This window comes from Streptomyces sp. NPDC048606 (assembly GCF_040650855.1).
Taxonomy (GTDB): Bacteria; Actinomycetota; Actinomycetes; order Streptomycetales; family Streptomycetaceae; genus Streptomyces.
In genome coordinates this window covers 239,653-256,744 of record NZ_JBEZIB010000001.1, presented here as the reverse complement: position 1 = coordinate 256,744, position 17,092 = coordinate 239,653, and the positions used below count along the sequence as shown (strand labels likewise).

Here is a 17,092-nt window from a genome sequence, read left to right as displayed (position 1 = left end):
GAACGGACGGAGCGGAGCCCGGCCCCGCGTCGGGGGCTACCCCGACGCGGGACCGCGACGACGGGCGGCGCGGGGGCGCGGGGCCCGGATCAGGGGCGGCGGCGGGCCGGACAGCGGCCCGGACACGCGCCCGGCGCGGTACAGGGGCCGGGGGTGAGGAGCCGCGGGGCGAGGTGGTCGTTCGCGGTCATGGCTCGGAGCCTGTCAGCGCGCCCGCCACCGGTCAACCCCCGACCGCGCTTCCGCCCCGCCCCGGCCGCACCCCCTTTGACCTGCGACTTCCCCTTCCCTGGGCGGCCGAAAACCGTGGCCGGATTTCACGGCCCCGCAACGCGCCCGCCACGCGCGACCCGCACGCGCCCCCCGCCCCCGGCGGACACGCCCCGGCCCGACGCCGCCGGACGCACCCCGGCCCCGTCGCCGCCCGCCGCACCCCGTCCCGCGCCGTCCCGCGCGGGCCGCCACCGGCGGACGAGCCGCCGCGGACGCCGCCTCGCGCCCCCGACCGGCCGACGACAGCGCCGTGCGTCACAGCCCCCAACGGGCCCGCACCGGCCACCCCGTGCCACCCCGCGAGCCACCGGCGCCCGGCGTGGGGCCGGCGTCGGGGGCCCGGCATGATCGGGGGATGACCCGAATGGCCGGCGACAGCCGGAGTTCCGCCAACGCGGCCACCGTGCTGCGCACCGTGCTGGAGCACGGGCCCGTCGCGCGCAGCGGGATCTCCGAGCTGTGCGGGCTCAGCCCCGCCTCCGTGTCACGGCAGGCGACCGGGCTGCTGCGGGACGGCCTGCTGCGGGAGCTGCCCGAGCCCCCGGGTCCGGCGGCCTCCTCCGGGCGGCCCCGGATCCCGCTGGACCTGCACACCGGGGCGGTGGGCGGGCCCGTCGCCGCCGGGCTCCACATCGGGGTGCCGTCGTCCACCTTCGGCCTCGTCGACCTGCGCGGGCGGATCCTGGCGCACCGCTCCTTCCCGCACCCCGACCCCGCCGACCCCGCGCTCCGCGACCGCATCGGCGAGGAACTCGGGCGCTTCCTGCGGGAGTCGGGCACCGGCCGGCCGCTGCTCGGGGTCGGTGTCGCGCTCGGCGGCCGGGTCCGGCCCGACACGGGGACGGTCGTGCACCACCACGCGCTCGGCTGGCGCGACGTACCGCTGGCCGCCGAGCTGGCGGCCTCGCTCGACCTGCCCGTGCGGATCGACAACCACGCCCGGGCGGTGGCGGGCGCGGAGATCCTCTTCGGGCATCCCGACGCCCGCGGCAGCCTGGTGCACCTGTTCATCGGCAACGTGGTCGACGCGGCCTTCGGGATCGAGGGGACCGTCCACCAGGGTCCGGGCTCCGCCGCCGGTGACGTGGCGCACCTGCCGGTGCCCGGGTCCCGGGTGGCGTGCGACGGGTGCGGCCGTTCGGGTTGTCTTCAGGCGACGGCCTCCGACACCGCGCTCGGCGCCGAGGCGGTGCGCCTCGGGATCGTCCCGGAGCCGACGGTGGCCCTGGTCGTCGACGCGGCGGCCGCCGGGGACCCCCGCGCGGACCGGCTCCTGAGGGAGCGGGCCCGCGCCGTCGGGCGGGCCGCGGCCCTGCTGCTGGACGTGTTCAACCCCGCGGTGATGGTGGTCACCGAGCTGTCCAGCGTGCTGCACGAGGACTATCTGGAGGAGGTCCGGGGCGCGGTGGGCGAGTGGTCCCACGTACGGGTCGACCCCGGAAGGATCGTCGCGCCGCACTCGGGTCCCGCCGTACTCCCGGAAGCGGCGGCGACGGTCCTGTTGGGGCCGCTCTTCCGGGATCCGGCGGCCGTACGGCCGGTCTGACCTGGGAGTGCGAGATCACATCCGGCGCTTATGGTCTCGATTGAGCGGCCCCCCTAGCATTCGAGCCATGACGGTCCTGCCTGACGACGGGCTCTCCCTGGCCGCCGAGTTTCCTGACGCGACGCATGAGCAGTGGCAGCGCCTGGTGGAAGGCGTACTGCGCAAGTCGGGCAAGGAAGTATCCGGCGAGGCGGCGGAAGCAGCCCTGTCCACCACGCTCGAGGACGGGCTCATCACCCGCCCGCTGTACACCGCGCGCCCCGACGGGGACGGTCCGGACACCGGCTTCCCCGGTTTCGCGCCGTTCGTGCGCGGCGGCACGCCGGAGGGCACCTCGGCCTCCGGCTGGGACGTCCGTCAGCGGATCGCCGGCGGGGACCCCGTACGGGTGAACGAGGCGGCCCTCGCCGACCTGGAGAACGGCACCACCTCGCTGTGGCTGACCGTCGGACCGGGCGGACTGGCCGCGGGTGACCTGGGCCGGGCGCTGGAGGGCGTCTACCTCGACCTCGCGCCGGTCGTCCTCGACCCCGGCGCCTCCTACGCCGAGGCCACGCGGGCGCTGCTCGCCCTGTACGCGGAGCGCGGCGTGACCCCCGAGGAGGCGCGCGCCTGCCTGGGTGTCGACCCGCTGGGCCACGAGGCCCGCACGGGCGAGGCCCTGGACCTGCCCGCCGCCGCCGCGCTGGCCCGCGAGACGGCCGCCGCCTGGCCGGGCGTGCGCACCCTGACGGTGGACGCCCTGCCCTACCACGAGGCGGGCGGCTCGGCCGCCGAGGAGCTGGGGCTGTCCCTGGCCACCGGTGTCGCCTACCTGCGGGCCCTGACCGAGGCGGGCGCGGACGCCGAAGCCGCCTTCGCCCAGCTGGAGTTCCGCTACGCGGCCACCGCCGACCAGTTCCTCAGCATCGCCAAGCTGCGGGCCGCCCGCCGGCTGTGGGCCCGTGTCGCCGAGGCCTGCGGGGTGCCCGCCGCGGGCGCCCAGCGCCAGCACGCGGTGACCTCGCCGGTGATGATGACCCGCCGCGACCCGTGGGTGAACATGCTGCGCACCACCGTCGCCTGCATGGCGGCGGGCGTCGGCGGGGCGGACGCGGTCACCGTGCTCCCCTTCGACAGCGAGCTGGGGCTGCCCGACGCCTTCGCGCGCCGCATCTCCCGCAACACCTCCACCGTCCTGCTGGAGGAGTCGCACCTGGCGCGGGTCATCGACCCGGCCGGCGGTTCCTGGTACGTGGAGCGGCTGACCGACGAACTCGCGCACGCCGCCTGGGAGTTCTTCCAGACGGTGGAGAAGGCCGGCGGTCAGGCCGCCGCGCTGCGCTCGGGTCTGGTCGCGGAGCGGCTCGCCGCCACCTGGGCGACCCGCTCGAAGAAGCTGGCCACGCGCCGCGAACCGATCACCGGCGTCAGCGAGTTCCCGCTGCTGTCGGAGAAGCCCGTCGTGCGCGAGCCGCTGCCCGGCGTGCCCGCCGGCGGTCTGCCCCGCGTCCGGCGCGACGAGGCGTACGAGGCGCTGCGCGCCCGCAGCGACGCACACCTGGCCGCCACCGGCGCCCGCCCCCGGATCTTCCTGGCGGCGCTCGGCCCGGCCGCCGCGCACACCGCCCGCGCCACGTTCGCCTCCAACCTCTTCCAGGCGGGTGGCGTCGAGCCGGTCCACGACCCGGTGTCGGTGGACGCGTCGAACGCCGCCGAGGCCTACGCCGCGAGCGGCGCGGACGGCATGGCGGTGCTGTGTTCCAGTGACGCCCTCTACGAGGAGCGGGCGGCGGAGGTGGCCGAGGCCCTGCGCGGGGCCGGCGCCACGACGCTGTTCCTCGCGGGCAGGCCCGGTACCTCGGCCGGCGCCGTGGACGAGTACGTCTTCGCCGGCTGCGACGCGGTCGCCGTGCTGTCCTCCGTACTCGACCGGATGGGAGTGCCCCGTGAACAGTGAGCACCGTGTGAGCATCCCCGACTTCTCCGAACTCGCCCTCGGCGACGGCCCCTCCGCCGGGACGACCGAGGACCGGTGGCGGGCCGCGGTGAAGGAGTCCACCGGGTCCGCGACGGGCGACCTGCTGTGGGAGACCCCCGAGGGCATCGGCGTCAAGCCGCTGTACACCGGGCGGGACCTGGAGGGCCTGGACTTCCTCGCGACCTATCCGGGCGTGGCCCCGTACCTGCGCGGCCCGTACCCGACGATGTACGTCAACCAGCCCTGGACGATCCGTCAGTACGCGGGTTTCTCCACGGCCGAGGAGTCCAACGCCTTCTACCGGCGCAACCTCGCCGCCGGCCAGAAGGGCCTGTCGATCGCCTTCGACCTGCCCACGCACCGGGGGTACGACAGCGACCACCCGCGCGTGACGGGTGACGTCGGCATGGCGGGCGTGGCCATCGACTCGATCTACGACATGCGCCAGCTGTTCGACGGGATCCCGCTGGACAGGATGACGGTGTCGATGACGATGAACGGCGCGGTGCTGCCGGTCCTCGCCCTCTACATCGTGGCGGCGGAGGAGCAGGGCGTCTCCCCCGACAAGCTCGCCGGGACCATCCAGAACGACATCCTCAAGGAGTTCATGGTCCGCAACACCTACATCTATCCGCCGAAGCCCTCGATGCGGATCATCTCGGACATCTTCGCGTTCACCTCGCAGAAGATGCCGCGCTACAACTCCATCTCGATCTCCGGCTACCACATCCAGGAGGCCGGGGCCACGGCCGACCTGGAGCTGGCGTACACCCTCGCGGACGGGGTGGAGTACCTGCGGGCCGGTCAGGCCGTGGGGCTGGACGTGGACGCGTTCGCGCCGCGCCTGTCGTTCTTCTGGGCGATCGGCATGAACTTCTTCATGGAGGTCGCGAAGCTGCGCGCGGCCCGCCTGCTGTGGGCGAAGCTGGTCAGGCAGTTCGACCCGAAGAACGCGAAGTCGCTGTCGCTGCGCACCCATTCGCAGACCTCGGGTTGGTCGCTGACGGCGCAGGACGTCTTCAACAACGTGACGCGCACCTGCATCGAGGCGATGGCCGCGACGCAGGGCCACACCCAGTCGCTGCACACCAACGCCCTGGACGAGGCGCTCGCGCTGCCGACGGACTTCTCGGCGCGCATCGCCCGCAACACGCAGCTGTTGCTCCAGCAGGAGTCGGGGACCTGCCGGTCGATCGACCCGTGGGGCGGCAGCGCGTACGTGGAGCGGCTGACGTACGACCTGGCGCGGCGGGCCTGGCAGCACATCCAGGAGGTCGAGGCGGCCGGCGGCATGGCGCAGGCCATCGACGCGGGAATCCCGAAGCTGCGCGTGGAGGAGGCCGCCGCCCGTACGCAGGCGCGGATCGACTCCGGCCGTCAGCCGGTGATCGGCGTGAACAAGTACCGGGTGGACAGCGACGAGCAGATCGACGTGCTGAAGGTCGACAACTCCTCGGTGCGCGCCCAGCAGATCGCCAAGCTGCGGCGGCTGCGCGAGGAGCGGGACGAGGCCGTCACGCAGGACACGCTGCGGGCGCTGACGAACGCCGCCGAGCGCGGTGAGGGCAACCTCCTCGCCCTGGCGGTGGACGCGGCGCGCGCCAAGGCGACGGTCGGCGAGATCTCGGACGCGTTGGAGAAGGTGTACGGGCGGCACGCGAGCCAGATCCGTACGATCTCCGGTGTGTACCGCACCGAGGCAGGCGAGTCCCCTTCCGTGGAGCGCACCCGTGCGCTCGTCGACCGGTTCGAGGAGGCGGAGGGGCGGCGTCCGCGCATCCTGGTCGCCAAGATGGGCCAGGACGGCCACGACCGCGGCCAGAAGGTCATCGCGACGGCCTTCGCCGACCTGGGCTTCGACGTGGACGTCGGCCCGCTGTTCCAGACCCCGGCGGAGGTGGCCCGTCAGGCCGTCGAGGCGGACGTCCACGTGGTGGGCGTGTCGTCGCTGGCGGCCGGCCACCTGACCCTCGTACCGGCGCTGCGCGAGCAGCTGGCGGCGGAGGGGCGCGAGGACATCATGATCGTGGTGGGCGGGGTGATCCCGCCGGCCGACGTGCCGACGCTGCTGGAGATGGGCGCGACGGCGGTGTTCCCGCCGGGCACGGTCATCCCGGACGCGGCCCACGACCTGGTGACGCGGCTCGCCGCGGATCTGGGCCACGAGCTGTAGGCGGCGCCGGTGCCGAAGATCGACATCGAGGCCTACGCGAAGGGGGTGCTCGACGGGAAGCGCGCGGTGATCGCCCGCGCCATCACCCTCGTCGAGTCCACCCTGCCCGCCCACCGGGCCCTGGCCCAGGAGTTGTTGACGGCGCTGCTGCCCCACGCGGGGCAGGCCCGCCGGATCGGCGTCAGCGGGGTGCCCGGGGTGGGCAAGTCCACGTTCATCGACGCGTTCGGCACGATGCTGACGGGGCTGGGCCACCGGGTCGCGGTGCTCGCCGTCGACCCTTCGTCCACCCGTACGGGCGGCTCCATCCTCGGCGACAAGACGCGGATGGAGCGGCTCGCGGTGGATCCGGCGGCGTTCGTGCGGCCGTCCCCCTCGGCGGGGACGCTGGGCGGGGTCGCGAAGGCGACCCGCGAGTCGATGATCGTCATGGAGGCGGCCGGCTACGACGTCGTCCTCGTCGAGACCGTGGGCGTGGGCCAGTCGGAGACGACGGTGGCGGGGATGGTCGACTCGTTCCTGCTGCTGTCCCTGGCCCGCACCGGCGACCAGCTCCAGGGCATCAAGAAGGGCGTGCTGGAGCTGGCCGACGTGCTGGCGATCAACAAGGCCGACGGCCCGCACGAGCGCGAGGCGAAGGCCGCCGCCCGGGAGCTGTCCGGCGCGCTGCGCCTGATGCACCCCTCGGACGCGGCGTGGACCCCGCCGGTCCTCACGTGCAGCGCGCGCGAGTCGGCGGGCCTGGACGAGGTGTGGAACCGGCTCGAACAGCACCGGCGACTGCTGGAGGCGGACGGCCGGCTGGCGGCCAAGCGGGCCGCGCAGCAGGTGGAGTGGACCTGGTCGATGGTCCGTGACGCGCTGCTGGAGCGGCTGCGCTCCGATCCGGCCGTACGGGGCCTCGCGCCCGCCCTGGAGGCCGAGGTGCGCGCCGGGACCCTGACGGCGACCTCGGCGGCGGACCGGATCCTGGGGGCGTTCGGCCGGGACTGACGCGCGGCGCCGACCGGCGCGCCGCCGACCGGATGCGCGAAGCGCCCGCCCGCCCCCTCGCGGGGGTGGGCGGGCGCTTCGCGTTCTGCGGGGGTGGGTGCTACGCGTCGACGAGGACGGAGTCCGGGGTGCCCAGGGCGCGGCGCAGGAGGCGGACCCGCTCGGCGGGCTCGTCGGCGGCGAGGAGGGCGGAGAGCACGGCGATGCGCGCCTGGCCGGCCCGCAGGGTCCCGGTGGGGACGGCCCCGGCGGCGACCAGGTCGACGGCGCCGCCGTGGGTGTAGATCTCGGTGACCGGGCCGGCCGCGACCCGGGTGGTCAGCGCGACGAGGACGCCTCGGGCGACGGCGGCCCGGACGGCCTCGACGATCTCGGGGGTGGCGTTGCCCGCGCCGGTGCCGACCAGGACGATGCCGCGGGCGCCGGCCTCGACGGCGGTGTTCAGCAGGAGGGCGTCACCGTCGCAGTGGTGCATCACCATGTCCACGCGCGGCGGCAGTTCCGGCATCGCGGGCAGGGCGAGGGGCTCCGGCCGCTGCGGTTCGCGCAGGACGGCGACCTTGCCGAAGCCGATCTTGCCGAGGAGTTCCTTCGAGGGGTCCGCGAAGGCGTCGAGGGCGACGGCCTGGGTCTTCACGGTGCCCCGGGCGGCGTGCACCCGTCCCGCGAAGGTGATCAGGACGCCGAGGCCGCGCGTGGTGGCGGCGGTGAGCAGGGCGTCGTAGAGGTTGCCGGGGCCGTCGCCGTCGGCGGACCCCATGGGCAGCTGCGAGCCGGTGAACACGACGCTGCGGGCGTCGTGGTGGTGGAGGTCGACCAGGAAGGCCGACTCCTCCAGGGTGTCGGTGCCGTGCGTGACGACGACGCCGTCCACGGTGGGGTCGGCGAGGACCTCGTGGACGGTGCGCAGCAGGGTCAGCTGGTGCGCGGTGGTCAGGCGGGGGCTGTTGACCCGGAACAGGTCGACGACCTCGACGCTGACGTCCTCGGGCAGCGGCGCCGTGGCCATCACCTCGCGGCCGTCCGCCTCGGCGGCGAAGCCGGAGCCCATCCACCGGCTGGCTATCGTCCCACCGGTGCTGATGACGACGATGCGTCCCATGGCCACCCTTCCCTCACACGGGATACAAGGGTCCCACGCGGGCCCTCGTACAGATTTGCTAGAGGTAGCAATGATAGTGAGATCTACGCGCAATGCGATTGCGCGTTGCAGCGCACCCCGCAATAAACACTGCTGGATAATTGCGTCATGGACGCTATCGATCGTGAAATCTTGCGCGAGCTCCAGCGCGACGGACGCCTCAGCAACCAGGAACTCGCCCTGCGGGTGGGTCTGACCCCCTCCCCCTGCATGCGCAGGGTGCGGCAGCTGGAGCAGGACGGGGTGATCCAGGGCTACCGCGCGGTCATCGACCCGGAGGCGGTGGACCGCGGCTTCGAGGTGCTGGTGTCGGTGGAGGTGCGCCGCGACCGGGAGGCCGTCGAGGCCTTCGAGGCGGCGCTCCAGGACATCCCCGACGTGGTCGAGGCCTACCGGTTGTTCGGCAGCCCCGGCTGTCTGCTGCGCATCGCGGTCGCCGACCTGCGCGCGTACGAACGGCTGTGGATCGAACGACTGACGGCACTGTCGGGGGTCACCGAGGTGAACTCCCAGATCATCATGAAGCGCGTCAAGGAGGCCCGGGGACTGCCCGTCTGACGCCCCGTGAGGCCGCGCCGCCGCTCGCGCGCTCCCCCGCACCACCGTCCCGACCAGGGGATATCGCGGCCCGTCCGGTGCGGCACGACGAGCGATAACCCTCCAATAAGGCCCCCGATTAGCTTCTGGAATCCACAACGGATGCTCACACCAGAAGGGGGTGCCGCATGGACTTCCGGCTGCTCGGGCCGATCGAGGCCAAACGGGGAGGCGGCAGTACGATCCCGCTCTCCGGTTCCAAGGTCCATACGGTACTGGCGGCGCTGCTGCTGTCCGAAGGACGCGTGGTCTCCGACGCCCGGCTCAGCGCACTGCTGTGGGGGTGGGACCCGCCGGCCACGGCCGGCGCGCAGATCTACACGTACATGTCGCGGCTGCGCAAGCACCTCGGCTCGGAGGTCGAGATCGTCCGGCGCCAGCCCGGCTACGTGCTGCGCGCGCCGGGGGCGTGGATCGACCTGATCGAGTTCGACCGGCTCGACCGGCTGGGCCGCGAGGCGCTCGCCGAGCGACGCTTCGAGGAGGCCGGCACGCTGCTGCGCGACGCGCTGGAGCTGTGGCGGGGCACCGCTCTCGCCAACGCGACGGAGCAGATGATCGAGGCCGAGCTGCCCCGGCTGGAAGAGGCGCGGATGATCGCGCTGGAGAGCCGGATCGAGGCCGACCTCGCCGTCGGCCGGCACGAGCAGGTCACGGCCGAGCTGACGGGGCTGGTCTCCGAGCACCCGGTGCGCGAGCGCCTGCGCGCCCAGCTCATGACGGCCCTGTACCGCTGCGGACGCCAGGCCGACGCCCTGCACACCTACTACGAGGGCCGCGCGGTCCTCGCCGACCAGCTCGGCGTGGACCCCGGCGAGGCGCTCGGCTCCACCTACCAGGCGGTGCTCGGCGGCGGCCTCGGCTGGGACACCCTGCCCGCCGGTCGCCCCGGCGCGGCCGGCCCGCGCGCCCCGCGGACCTCCGCCCCCGCGACGGACGCCGTGCCCGCCCCGGCGCCCCGCGAGCGGCGGATCCCCGCCCAGGCGGCCCCGGCCGCGCACCGTCCGACCCCGGGCCGGCAGGCCCCCGCGATGCTGCCGGCCCCGTACGGGGAGTTCACCGGCCGTCGCGAGGAGCTGGCCGCGCTGCGCGGACGGCTCGGCCGCGAGGACGGCCGCCCGCGCCGGCTGCTGATCACCGGCATGGCCGGGGTGGGCAAGACGGCGCTGGCGGTGCGCGCGGCACAGGACTGTGCCGCGTACTTCCCCGACGGGCAGTTGTTCGTGGAGCTCTGCCACCCGGACGGCGCCCCGAAGGAGCCGGCCGAGGTGCTGGTGCGGCTGCTGCGGGCGCTCGGCGAGCCGCCGGCGCCGGCGGTGGCGGGCGATCTGGAGGAGCTGGTCCGGCTGTACCGGACCCGGACCTCGGGCGCCCGGCTGCTGCTGGTGCTGGACGGCGCGGTGGGCGACCGCCAGGTGGCCCCGCTACTGCCGGGCGGTCCGGAGTCGGCGGTGCTCATCACCAGCCAGGCCCGCCTGGCCCGGGTCGCCGGCGCGGACACCACCGCGCTGGCCCCGGTCGACGACGAGGAGGCCTCGGAACTGCTGGCCTCCCTGGTCGGCCGGGACCGCCTGGAGGACGACCCGGACGCGGCCGACGACCTGGTGGCGTACTGCGCCGGCCTGCCGCTGGCCCTGCACGTGGCGGGGGCCCGTCTCGCGGCCAGGCCGCACTGGCCGGTGGGCCGCCTGGCGGCCCGGCTCGCCGACCCCGACACCCGGCTGGGCGAGTTGGCGTACGGCGACGTGAGCGTGCGAGAGGCCCTGGTGCACTCGGTGCGCCGGCTGCACGCGGCGGAACTGACGGTGCTGACGGGACTGGCCGACGGGGACTCGGAGCCCTTCTGCGCCCAGTACGCGGCGCTGGTGCTCGGCACCGCGGAGGAGGAGGCGGAATCGTCGCTGGACGAGCTGGTGGACCACGCCCTGCTGGAACTGTCCGGGCTCGACGCCCAGGGCAGGCCCCTGTACCGGTGGAACGACCTGGTACGCCTGCTGGCGGGTTCCCTCACGACCCGTGACGCCTTCCCCTCCGCGGTGGGATGAGCCGGGGCGGGCCCGACGTGATCAGGAAGGAGCGGGCCGGGCGGCGGGTCTCACCACGAGCTGCGGGAACGCTGCCAGGCCGTGGTGCCCGTCGGGCGCAGGGCCGGCTCGATGGTCTCCCGCACGATGGTCCACACGTCGCCGACGATCCGCTCGCGCGGGGGCCGCGGGGAACGCGACAGCGCGTCGGCGGCGATCGCCCAGGCCGCCGCGACCGCGGCCGTGGCCCGCACCTCGGCGGAGGGCTTGGCGGCCTTCGCGCGGGCCCGGCCCACGTCGATGCGGAACGCCAGCTCCGCGGCCTGCGCGAGCTGGGCCTCGCGGACGATCCGGCCGGCCGGGAGCGCGAAGACGGCGGGCGAGAGCGGGTGTGCGCAGACCTGGCGGACCCAGGTGGAGAAGCGCAGCCGCTCCCGCTCCTCCCAGCCGCCGCGTGCGGCCGGACCGGGGTCGTCCCGTTCCACGGCCTCGGCGATCGCGTCGAAGTACGCGATCAGGTCCTCGTCGGTCAGTCCCAGCAGCTGTTCGGGGGCATCGCCGGCGGAGGCGGCCTGGAAGGCGTTCTCCGCGATCAGCTGTTCCACGGGGAAGAAGGACTCGATGGTCATGGCGCTGTGGCCTTTCGCTGAGGCGGTTTCGGAAGGTGGGCGGAGCGGGGCGGAGCAGGGCGTGCGGTGCGTACGGTGCGCGCCGGCGGGACGGGTGGGAGGGACGACCGGAGGGTGATCGGGTCAGTGGTCCGTGTGGTGGTGGACGGGGCCGTGCGCGGCGGGTCCCGCCGGGCGGGCCAGGGCCACCGCGACGTCCTCGAACAGGTGGAGGTCCTCGACGGTCCAGGCGGTCGTGCGGCCGCGGTGGGTGTGGGTGACCCGTACGGGACCGACGCGGGCGGGATGGGTTTCCAGCAGGCCGAGTTCGACCCCGGACAGCCCGAGGCCGGTGGCCTTGACCACGGCCTCCTTGCGGGTCCAGATGCGGTGGAACGCCGCGTCCCGCTCCGGGCCGGGCGCCGCCCGCCCCAGGTACTCCCGCTCGGAGGCGGTGAGGTCCGGGTCGCGGGTGGCGCCGGCGCGCACCGGGCGCAGGGACTCGGCGTCGATGCCGATCGCGGTGCCCGCGCCGACGGCGAAGACCCCGCAGCCCGCCGTACGGCTCGTGCTGAGCGCGATCCGTACGGGCGGGGAGACGAGCCGGGGCGGACCGTGGCTGCCGTCTCCGCAGCCGGGACAGTCGCGCCGGCCCAGGGCGATCTCCCCGGGGTCGAGGTCGAACAGCCCGGCCAGTGCCCGCCGACCCGCGGCGCGGGAGCGGACGAAGGCGGCGGCGTCCCGTTCGGCGGGCAGGGACAGCGCCCGCCGGAACTCCTCGGTGTCCAGCAGCGGCAGATCGTCCGGATCGGTGCGTTCCGGTGTCCGCCACCACCAGACGTGGGCCTCGCCGCGGACGCCGAGCGCGTCGGCCGCGGCCGTCGCCGCGCCGTGGGCGGAGCCCTCTTCACGTAATGCCATGGAAGTCCTCCCTTCTTCTCCCCCGTCGGATGGTGCGGGTCACGCGGCGATGCACCGGAATTCGCGAAGACTTTCACCGCGAAACCGTGGACAAAGCCGCCCCCACACCATGAGGCGGGGCACTATGTCCTGCCTATACGCATGTGCCGGGCCTGCCGCGAACAAATTCCCATAGGAATGGAATAGGACAGGTCCGGAAACTGGCTCGGGTCATCGCTCATCAACCCGAGGATTTCTTCATGCCGCGGACCCAGGAACACACGCTCACCCTCACCGCGACCGGGACGACCCCGGACGCGTTCACCCTCACCGACGAGGAACGCGACGGGATGATCGCCGTCGCCGGAGAGGTCCTCGCCGCCACGCCGGCGCTCATCGACGACCCGGCCTGGCTGGACGTGGTCCGCGACGCCTCCGCGGCGCTGCCCCGACCGGTCCTCACCGCGCTGCGCCGGTTCCGGCACGACGCGGGTCCCGACGCGGTGCTGCTGCTGCGCAACATGCCGGTGGTGGCCAACGACCCGCTGCCCGAGACCCCGACCGTCCCCGGTTCGGTGGAGCGGGTGCCGGCGGTGGCGTCGGCGCTCGTCACGGCGGCGATGCTCCAGCTCGGCGAGGTCATCGCCTATCGCAGCGAGAAGACCGGCGCCCTGGTGCAGAACGTCGTCCCGGTTCCGGGCAGCGAGCGTTCGCAGAGCAACGCGGGCTCCGTCCTCCTGGAACTCCACGTCGAGAACGCTTTCCACGACAACAAGCCCGATTATGTCGGCCTGCTGTGCGTGCGCGAGGACCCGACGGGCGATGCGAAGCTCTGCACCTCTTCCATTCGGCGGGCCCTTCCGCTGCTTTCCGAACACACCGTTTCGGTATTGTCCGCGCCGCGGTTCCTGACCGAGCCGCCGCCGTCCTTCGGCGATCTGAATTCGGTGACTCCGGCGCACGCGGTGCTCGTCGGCGATCCGAAGGACCCGAACATCCTGGTCGACTTCGCGGCGACGCACCCGTTGGACGACGAGGCCAAGGTCGCCATGGGCGAGCTGCGCGAGGCGCTCATGCGGACGATGTCGGCGCTGGCCCTGCGCGTCGGGGACCTCGCGGTCGTCGACAACCGGCTCGCGGTGCACGGCCGGACCTCCTTCACCCCTCGTTACGACGGCCAGGACCGCTGGCTCCACCGGGTGTACGCGCACCTGGACCACCGCCGCAGCCGTGTGGACCGCAAGGACGGCGGCGCCGTCCTCAACTGATCCACCGCCCGACCACCGAGGCGACAACGGCCGGAGGGCCGGCCCCCCGAGGGGGCCGGCCCTCCGGCCGTTGTGGTGCTACTGGCGGGAGCCGATGACGTCCGCGGGCCGGCCGGTGAGGGCCAGGCGGCCCGGTACCAGCGTGGCCAGGGCCGTCAGGAGCGCCGCGAAGCCGAGGACGCCGAGGTACATCCACCCGTCGATGGAGGGGGACGCGGAGCCGGTCATCCCGACGCTGAAGGCCGTCAGGACCGCGAAGGCCACGCCCGTGCCCAGGACCGAGGAGATGACGACCACGAGGGCCGCCTCGATGCGCAGCATCCGCATGACCTGGCGCCGGGTGGTGCCGACCAGCTGGAGCAGCGCGAACTCGCGGGTGCGGTCGGAGACCGACATGGCCAGCGTGTTGACCACCGCGATCGCCGTGAAGGCGATGATCAGGCCCATGGCGACGTAGTTCACCTCGGCGTTGGACTGCTGCACCTCCGCCTGGAGGTCCTCCACCTGGTCGCGGTCGAGGACGCCGACGCCGGGGAGACCGCCGAGCGCCTTCTGCAGTTCGGCCCGGCCGGGCTTGCCGGCGTCGGCCGTCTTGACGAGCAGCGAGGAGGCGAGCGGGTTGTCGACGTGCTTGGAGACCAGCGCGTGGGACATCGTCAGGTCACCGAAGCCGAGGCCCCGTTCGTAGACCGCGGCGACGTTCAGCTCGGTCTCGGTGCCGTCGCCGAGGGTCAGCTTCAGCTTGTCCCCGGGCTTCTTGCCCAGGTTGTCGGCGGCGACGTCGCTCAGGGCGACGCTCTGCGCGTCGAAGCCCTCCAGGGTGCCGCCGGTGACGCCCGGGTCCCACGTCAGGGTCAGGCCCTGGGTGGAGACGCCCTGCGCGGGGTACTTCTCCAGGCCGACGCGCACGGAGGTGCGGACGACCTCGGTCACCGCGGAGACGCCGGGGACCTTGCGGAGGTTCTCGGCGGCCTGTGCCGGAACACCGGGGCCGGCCGCGCCGACGACCCAGTCGGCCTTGTTGCCGGCCTTGGCCTGGGCGGTGGCCGCGGCGCCCATCGTGGTCTGGACGAAGAACACCGTGCAGGCCATGCCGATCAGCAGGGCGAGCGGGGTGACCGCGGCGGAGACCCGCTTGGTGTTGGCGCGGGCGTTGGCCGTGGCCAGGTAGCCGCCGACGCGGGAGGCCCGCAGCGGGATCCCGAGGACGGCGACCGCGAGGCGGGCGATCAGCGGGCCCAGGAGCGAGATCGCGGCCGACAGGACGACGACCGACAGGAAGGTCACCGGGGTGGACGCGGGCTCGCTGCGCAGCGCGGCGAGGACCACGAGGAGGACGATGCCGCCGGCCAGGAAGGCGACGCCGGTGCCGATGCGGCCCCAGGCGAAGTTCCGCTGTTCCATGGAGGCCTCGGACAGGGCCTCGGCGGGACGGATGCGGGCGGTGCGGCGGGCCGAGATCCGGGCGGCGGCCCAGGCTCCCAGGAGCGCCGCGCCGATGGCGGCGAAGAACGGGAAGACGCTGAAGGTGACTTCGAGGGTGTCCGGGATGGCCTTGAAGCCGACGAACTTCCCGTGCAGCCAGTAGGCGATCGGCAGACCGGTGACGGAGCCGAGGACGCCGGCGAAGAAGCCGACGATCAGCGCCTCGCGGCCGATGAGCTGGCGGACCTGCTTGGGGGTGGCGGCGATGGCGCGCAGCAGGGCCAGTTCGCGGTAGCGCTGCTGGATGGAGAGGGCGAAGGTGCCGACGACCACGAGGATCGCGACGAGCAGCGAGGTGCCGCCGATGGCGCCGCCCATGGAGACCAGCTTGATGCGGGCCTTGGCCGCGTCGAGGAACTCGACCGGACCGCGCTCGCCGCCGGTGACCACCTGGGCGGAGGTGCCGTCGAGGGCCTTGGAGACCTGCGAGGCGAGTTCGCCGGTGGACACGCCGTCCTTGGGCAGGACACCGACGACGGCCACCTGGCCGGCGCGGCCCGAGAGCCGTTCGGCCTCGGCGTCCGAGAAGAACAGCGAGGTCTGCTGCTTGAGGTCGCCGCCGGACGGGGCGGCGATGCCGCTCACCCGGTAGACGCGGGGGGAGCCGGTCGCCTGGACGGTCAGCTGGGCACCGGGCTTGATGTCGCCGCGGCGGGCCAGCTCACGGTCGACGACGACCTCGTCGGCGCCGACGGGGGCGGCGCCCTCGGCCAGGGTGAAGGGGGTCAGGGCCGCGGAGGTCCAGGAGTGCCCGTAGGAGGGCTTGCCGTCCACGCCGGGGACGACCTGCCCCTTGGGGGTGACCGCGTGGGCCGGGAAGGTGATCTCGGGCAGGGCGGCCCGGACGCCGGGCAGGGAGGCCAGCGTGGTGACGGTGTCGGCCGGGAGCCAGACGCGCTCACCGAGCGGCTTCTCCTTCTCCTTCGTCTTGGTCTTGTCGCCCTTCTGCTTGACGGTGACCTGGTGGACGTTCTGGTCGCCGCCGACGATCACCGGGGCGCCGGAGTAGCGTTCGGTGCCGATCGTGCCGCGAAGGCCGGTCTCCAGGAGGATGCCGCAGGCCGTGACGAGCGCGGCCGCGCAGAAGAGGGCGAGGAAGGCCCCGATGAAGCCGCCCTTGCGGGCGCGCAGGGTCTGCAGGGCGTAACGCAGCATCAGGCCCACGCTCCCAGGTGGGTCATGCGGTCGGCGACGCGGTCGGCGGTGGGCGCCTGCATGCGGTCGGCGATCCGGCCGTCGGCGAGGAACAGGACGGTGTCGGCGTAAGAGGCGGCGACCGGGTCGTGGGTGACCATGACCACGGTCTGACCGGTCTCGTCGACGCAGGAACGCAGCAGGGAGAGGATCTCCTTGGCGGTCACCGTGTCGAGGGCGCCGGTGGGCTCGTCACCGAAGATGACGTCGGGGCGGGTGATCAGGGCGCGGGCGATCGCGACGCGCTGCTGCTGGCCGCCGGAGAGTTCGGCGGGCCGGTGCGTGGCCCGACCGCCGAGGCCCACCCGGGTGAGGATCTCCTCCAGCCAGACCGGGTCGAGGCGCTCGCCGGCGAGGCGCAGCGGCAGCTCGACGTTCTGGCGCACGGACAGCGCGGGAATCAGGTTGAAGGCCTGGAAGACGAAACCGATGCGCTCGCGGCGCAGCTTGGTCAGCTGGGTCTCGTTCATCCCCCCCAGTTCGGTGTCCCCGATGAAGGCCTTGCCGCTGGACGGCTTGTCGAGGCCGGCCGCGCAGTGCAGGAAGGTGGACTTTCCGGAACCGGACGGTCCCATGACGGCCGTGAACGAGCCGCGCTCGATGCCCACCGAGACCCCGTCGAGCGCGCGCACGCCCCGGCCGGTCTTTCCGTACTCCTTCACGACGCCGTCCAGGCGCAGCGCGAATCCGGGAGATCCGGCGGCGCTGCGCCCGCGGAGGCTGTTCGTCTCGGTCCTCATGCGCGACCAGTCCTTCCAATGCTTTTGAGGGGGGAATGTCAGCAGCCCCATCCGCACGGGTGGCGGATGCAACGCCACCGATCCTGGATCGCGGATCTATATTGCCTCTACTGGGAAGGCCCGGAGGTACGCCTTTCGGCCGGGGGCGGGGAGCCTCCGGCCAAAAACCGTCTGCGCGGGGTGGGTTGTT

The 17,092-nt window shown here is 73.8% G+C and carries 12 protein-coding genes; 7 read left to right on the top strand and 5 right to left on the bottom strand.

Features of this window, described 5'->3' with window-relative positions; all coding sequences use genetic code 11:
• Window positions 1-628 precede the first annotated feature (628 nt).
• The 4 genes from AB0D01_RS01015 to meaB all read left to right on the top strand — a co-directional run bounded on the left by AB0D01_RS01015 (window position 629) and on the right by meaB (window position 6,945).
• On the top strand, window positions 629-1,819 hold the full coding sequence (locus AB0D01_RS01015) for an ROK family transcriptional regulator (RefSeq protein WP_363052774.1): 1,191 nt from the start codon (window positions 629-631) through the stop codon (window positions 1,817-1,819).
• 67 nt (window positions 1,820-1,886) lie between these two features.
• Window positions 1,887-3,758, top strand: a complete 1,872-nt coding sequence (locus AB0D01_RS01010) for a methylmalonyl-CoA mutase family protein (protein ID WP_363052772.1) — start codon at window positions 1,887-1,889, stop codon at window positions 3,756-3,758.
• 7 nt (window positions 3,759-3,765) lie between these two features.
• Entirely contained in the window at window positions 3,766-5,952 is a 2,187-nt protein-coding gene (scpA, locus tag AB0D01_RS01005) for a methylmalonyl-CoA mutase (protein ID WP_363053040.1), read from the top strand.
• Between the two features lie 9 nt (window positions 5,953-5,961).
• On the top strand, window positions 5,962-6,945 hold the full coding sequence (gene meaB / locus AB0D01_RS01000; RefSeq protein ID WP_363052770.1) for a methylmalonyl Co-A mutase-associated GTPase MeaB: 984 nt from the start codon (window positions 5,962-5,964) through the stop codon (window positions 6,943-6,945).
• Between the two features lie 100 nt (window positions 6,946-7,045).
• Here meaB and AB0D01_RS00995 read toward each other — a convergent pair whose 3' ends face one another.
• A complete protein-coding gene (locus tag AB0D01_RS00995; RefSeq protein ID WP_363052768.1) occupies window positions 7,046-8,047 on the bottom strand; it encodes an asparaginase in 1,002 nt (333 codons plus the stop codon).
• Between the two features lie 147 nt (window positions 8,048-8,194).
• On the opposite strand from AB0D01_RS00995, the gene AB0D01_RS00990 reads away from it, so the two are divergent.
• Entirely contained in the window at window positions 8,195-8,644 is a 450-nt protein-coding gene (locus AB0D01_RS00990) for an Lrp/AsnC family transcriptional regulator (protein WP_363052766.1), read from the top strand.
• Window positions 8,645-8,811: 167 nt separating this feature from the next.
• Complete coding sequence (locus tag AB0D01_RS00985; RefSeq protein ID WP_363052764.1) at window positions 8,812-10,728, top strand: BTAD domain-containing putative transcriptional regulator; 1,917 nt, start codon at window positions 8,812-8,814, stop codon at window positions 10,726-10,728.
• A 50-nt stretch (window positions 10,729-10,778) separates the two neighbouring features.
• On the opposite strand, the gene AB0D01_RS00980 is transcribed toward AB0D01_RS00985, so the two are convergent.
• Both AB0D01_RS00980 and AB0D01_RS00975 read right to left on the bottom strand, forming a co-directional pair.
• Window positions 10,779-11,336 (bottom strand): hypothetical protein, encoded by a 558-nt coding sequence (locus AB0D01_RS00980; protein ID WP_363052762.1) that lies wholly within the window; start codon window positions 11,334-11,336, stop codon window positions 10,779-10,781.
• A gap of 123 nt (window positions 11,337-11,459) precedes the next feature.
• A complete protein-coding gene (locus AB0D01_RS00975; RefSeq protein WP_363052760.1) occupies window positions 11,460-12,236 on the bottom strand; it encodes a 4'-phosphopantetheinyl transferase superfamily protein in 777 nt (258 codons plus the stop codon).
• Between the two features lie 239 nt (window positions 12,237-12,475).
• Between AB0D01_RS00975 and AB0D01_RS00970 the strand changes: the two genes are divergently transcribed.
• Window positions 12,476-13,483 carry a TauD/TfdA family dioxygenase gene (locus tag AB0D01_RS00970; protein ID WP_363052758.1) on the top strand — a complete coding sequence of 336 codons (1,008 nt, stop codon included), beginning with the start codon at window positions 12,476-12,478 and terminating at the stop codon, window positions 13,481-13,483.
• Between the two features lie 78 nt (window positions 13,484-13,561).
• On the opposite strand, the gene AB0D01_RS00965 is transcribed toward AB0D01_RS00970, so the two are convergent.
• Window positions 13,562-16,123, bottom strand: coding sequence for an FtsX-like permease family protein (locus AB0D01_RS00965; protein ID WP_363052756.1), 2,562 nt, complete (start codon window positions 16,121-16,123; stop codon window positions 13,562-13,564).
• A complete protein-coding gene (locus AB0D01_RS00960) occupies window positions 16,123-16,902 on the bottom strand; it encodes an ABC transporter ATP-binding protein (RefSeq protein WP_363052754.1) in 780 nt (259 codons plus the stop codon). Before AB0D01_RS00960 ends, AB0D01_RS00965 begins: the two co-directional genes overlap by 1 nt.
• Window positions 16,903-17,092 lie beyond the last annotated feature (190 nt).

Excerpts from the sequence above, each read along its gene's own strand:
- AB0D01_RS01015 (WP_363052774.1), top strand. The coding sequence starts at position 629 with ATGACCCGAATGGCCGGCGACAGCCGGAGTTCCGCCAACGCGGCCACC.
- AB0D01_RS01010 (WP_363052772.1), top strand. The coding sequence starts at position 1,887 with ATGACGGTCCTGCCTGACGACGGGCTCTCCCTGGCCGCCGAGTTTCCT.
- AB0D01_RS00995 (WP_363052768.1), bottom strand. The coding sequence starts at position 8,047 with ATGGGACGCATCGTCGTCATCAGCACCGGTGGGACGATAGCCAGCCGG.
- AB0D01_RS00990 (WP_363052766.1), top strand. The coding sequence starts at position 8,195 with ATGGACGCTATCGATCGTGAAATCTTGCGCGAGCTCCAGCGCGACGGA.
- AB0D01_RS00985 (WP_363052764.1), top strand. The coding sequence starts at position 8,812 with ATGGACTTCCGGCTGCTCGGGCCGATCGAGGCCAAACGGGGAGGCGGC.
- AB0D01_RS00980 (WP_363052762.1), bottom strand. The coding sequence starts at position 11,336 with ATGACCATCGAGTCCTTCTTCCCCGTGGAACAGCTGATCGCGGAGAAC.
- AB0D01_RS00975 (WP_363052760.1), bottom strand. The coding sequence starts at position 12,236 with ATGGCATTACGTGAAGAGGGCTCCGCCCACGGCGCGGCGACGGCCGCG.
- AB0D01_RS00970 (WP_363052758.1), top strand. The coding sequence starts at position 12,476 with ATGCCGCGGACCCAGGAACACACGCTCACCCTCACCGCGACCGGGACG.
- AB0D01_RS00965 (WP_363052756.1), bottom strand. The coding sequence starts at position 16,123 with ATGCTGCGTTACGCCCTGCAGACCCTGCGCGCCCGCAAGGGCGGCTTC.
- AB0D01_RS00960 (WP_363052754.1), bottom strand. The coding sequence starts at position 16,902 with ATGAGGACCGAGACGAACAGCCTCCGCGGGCGCAGCGCCGCCGGATCT.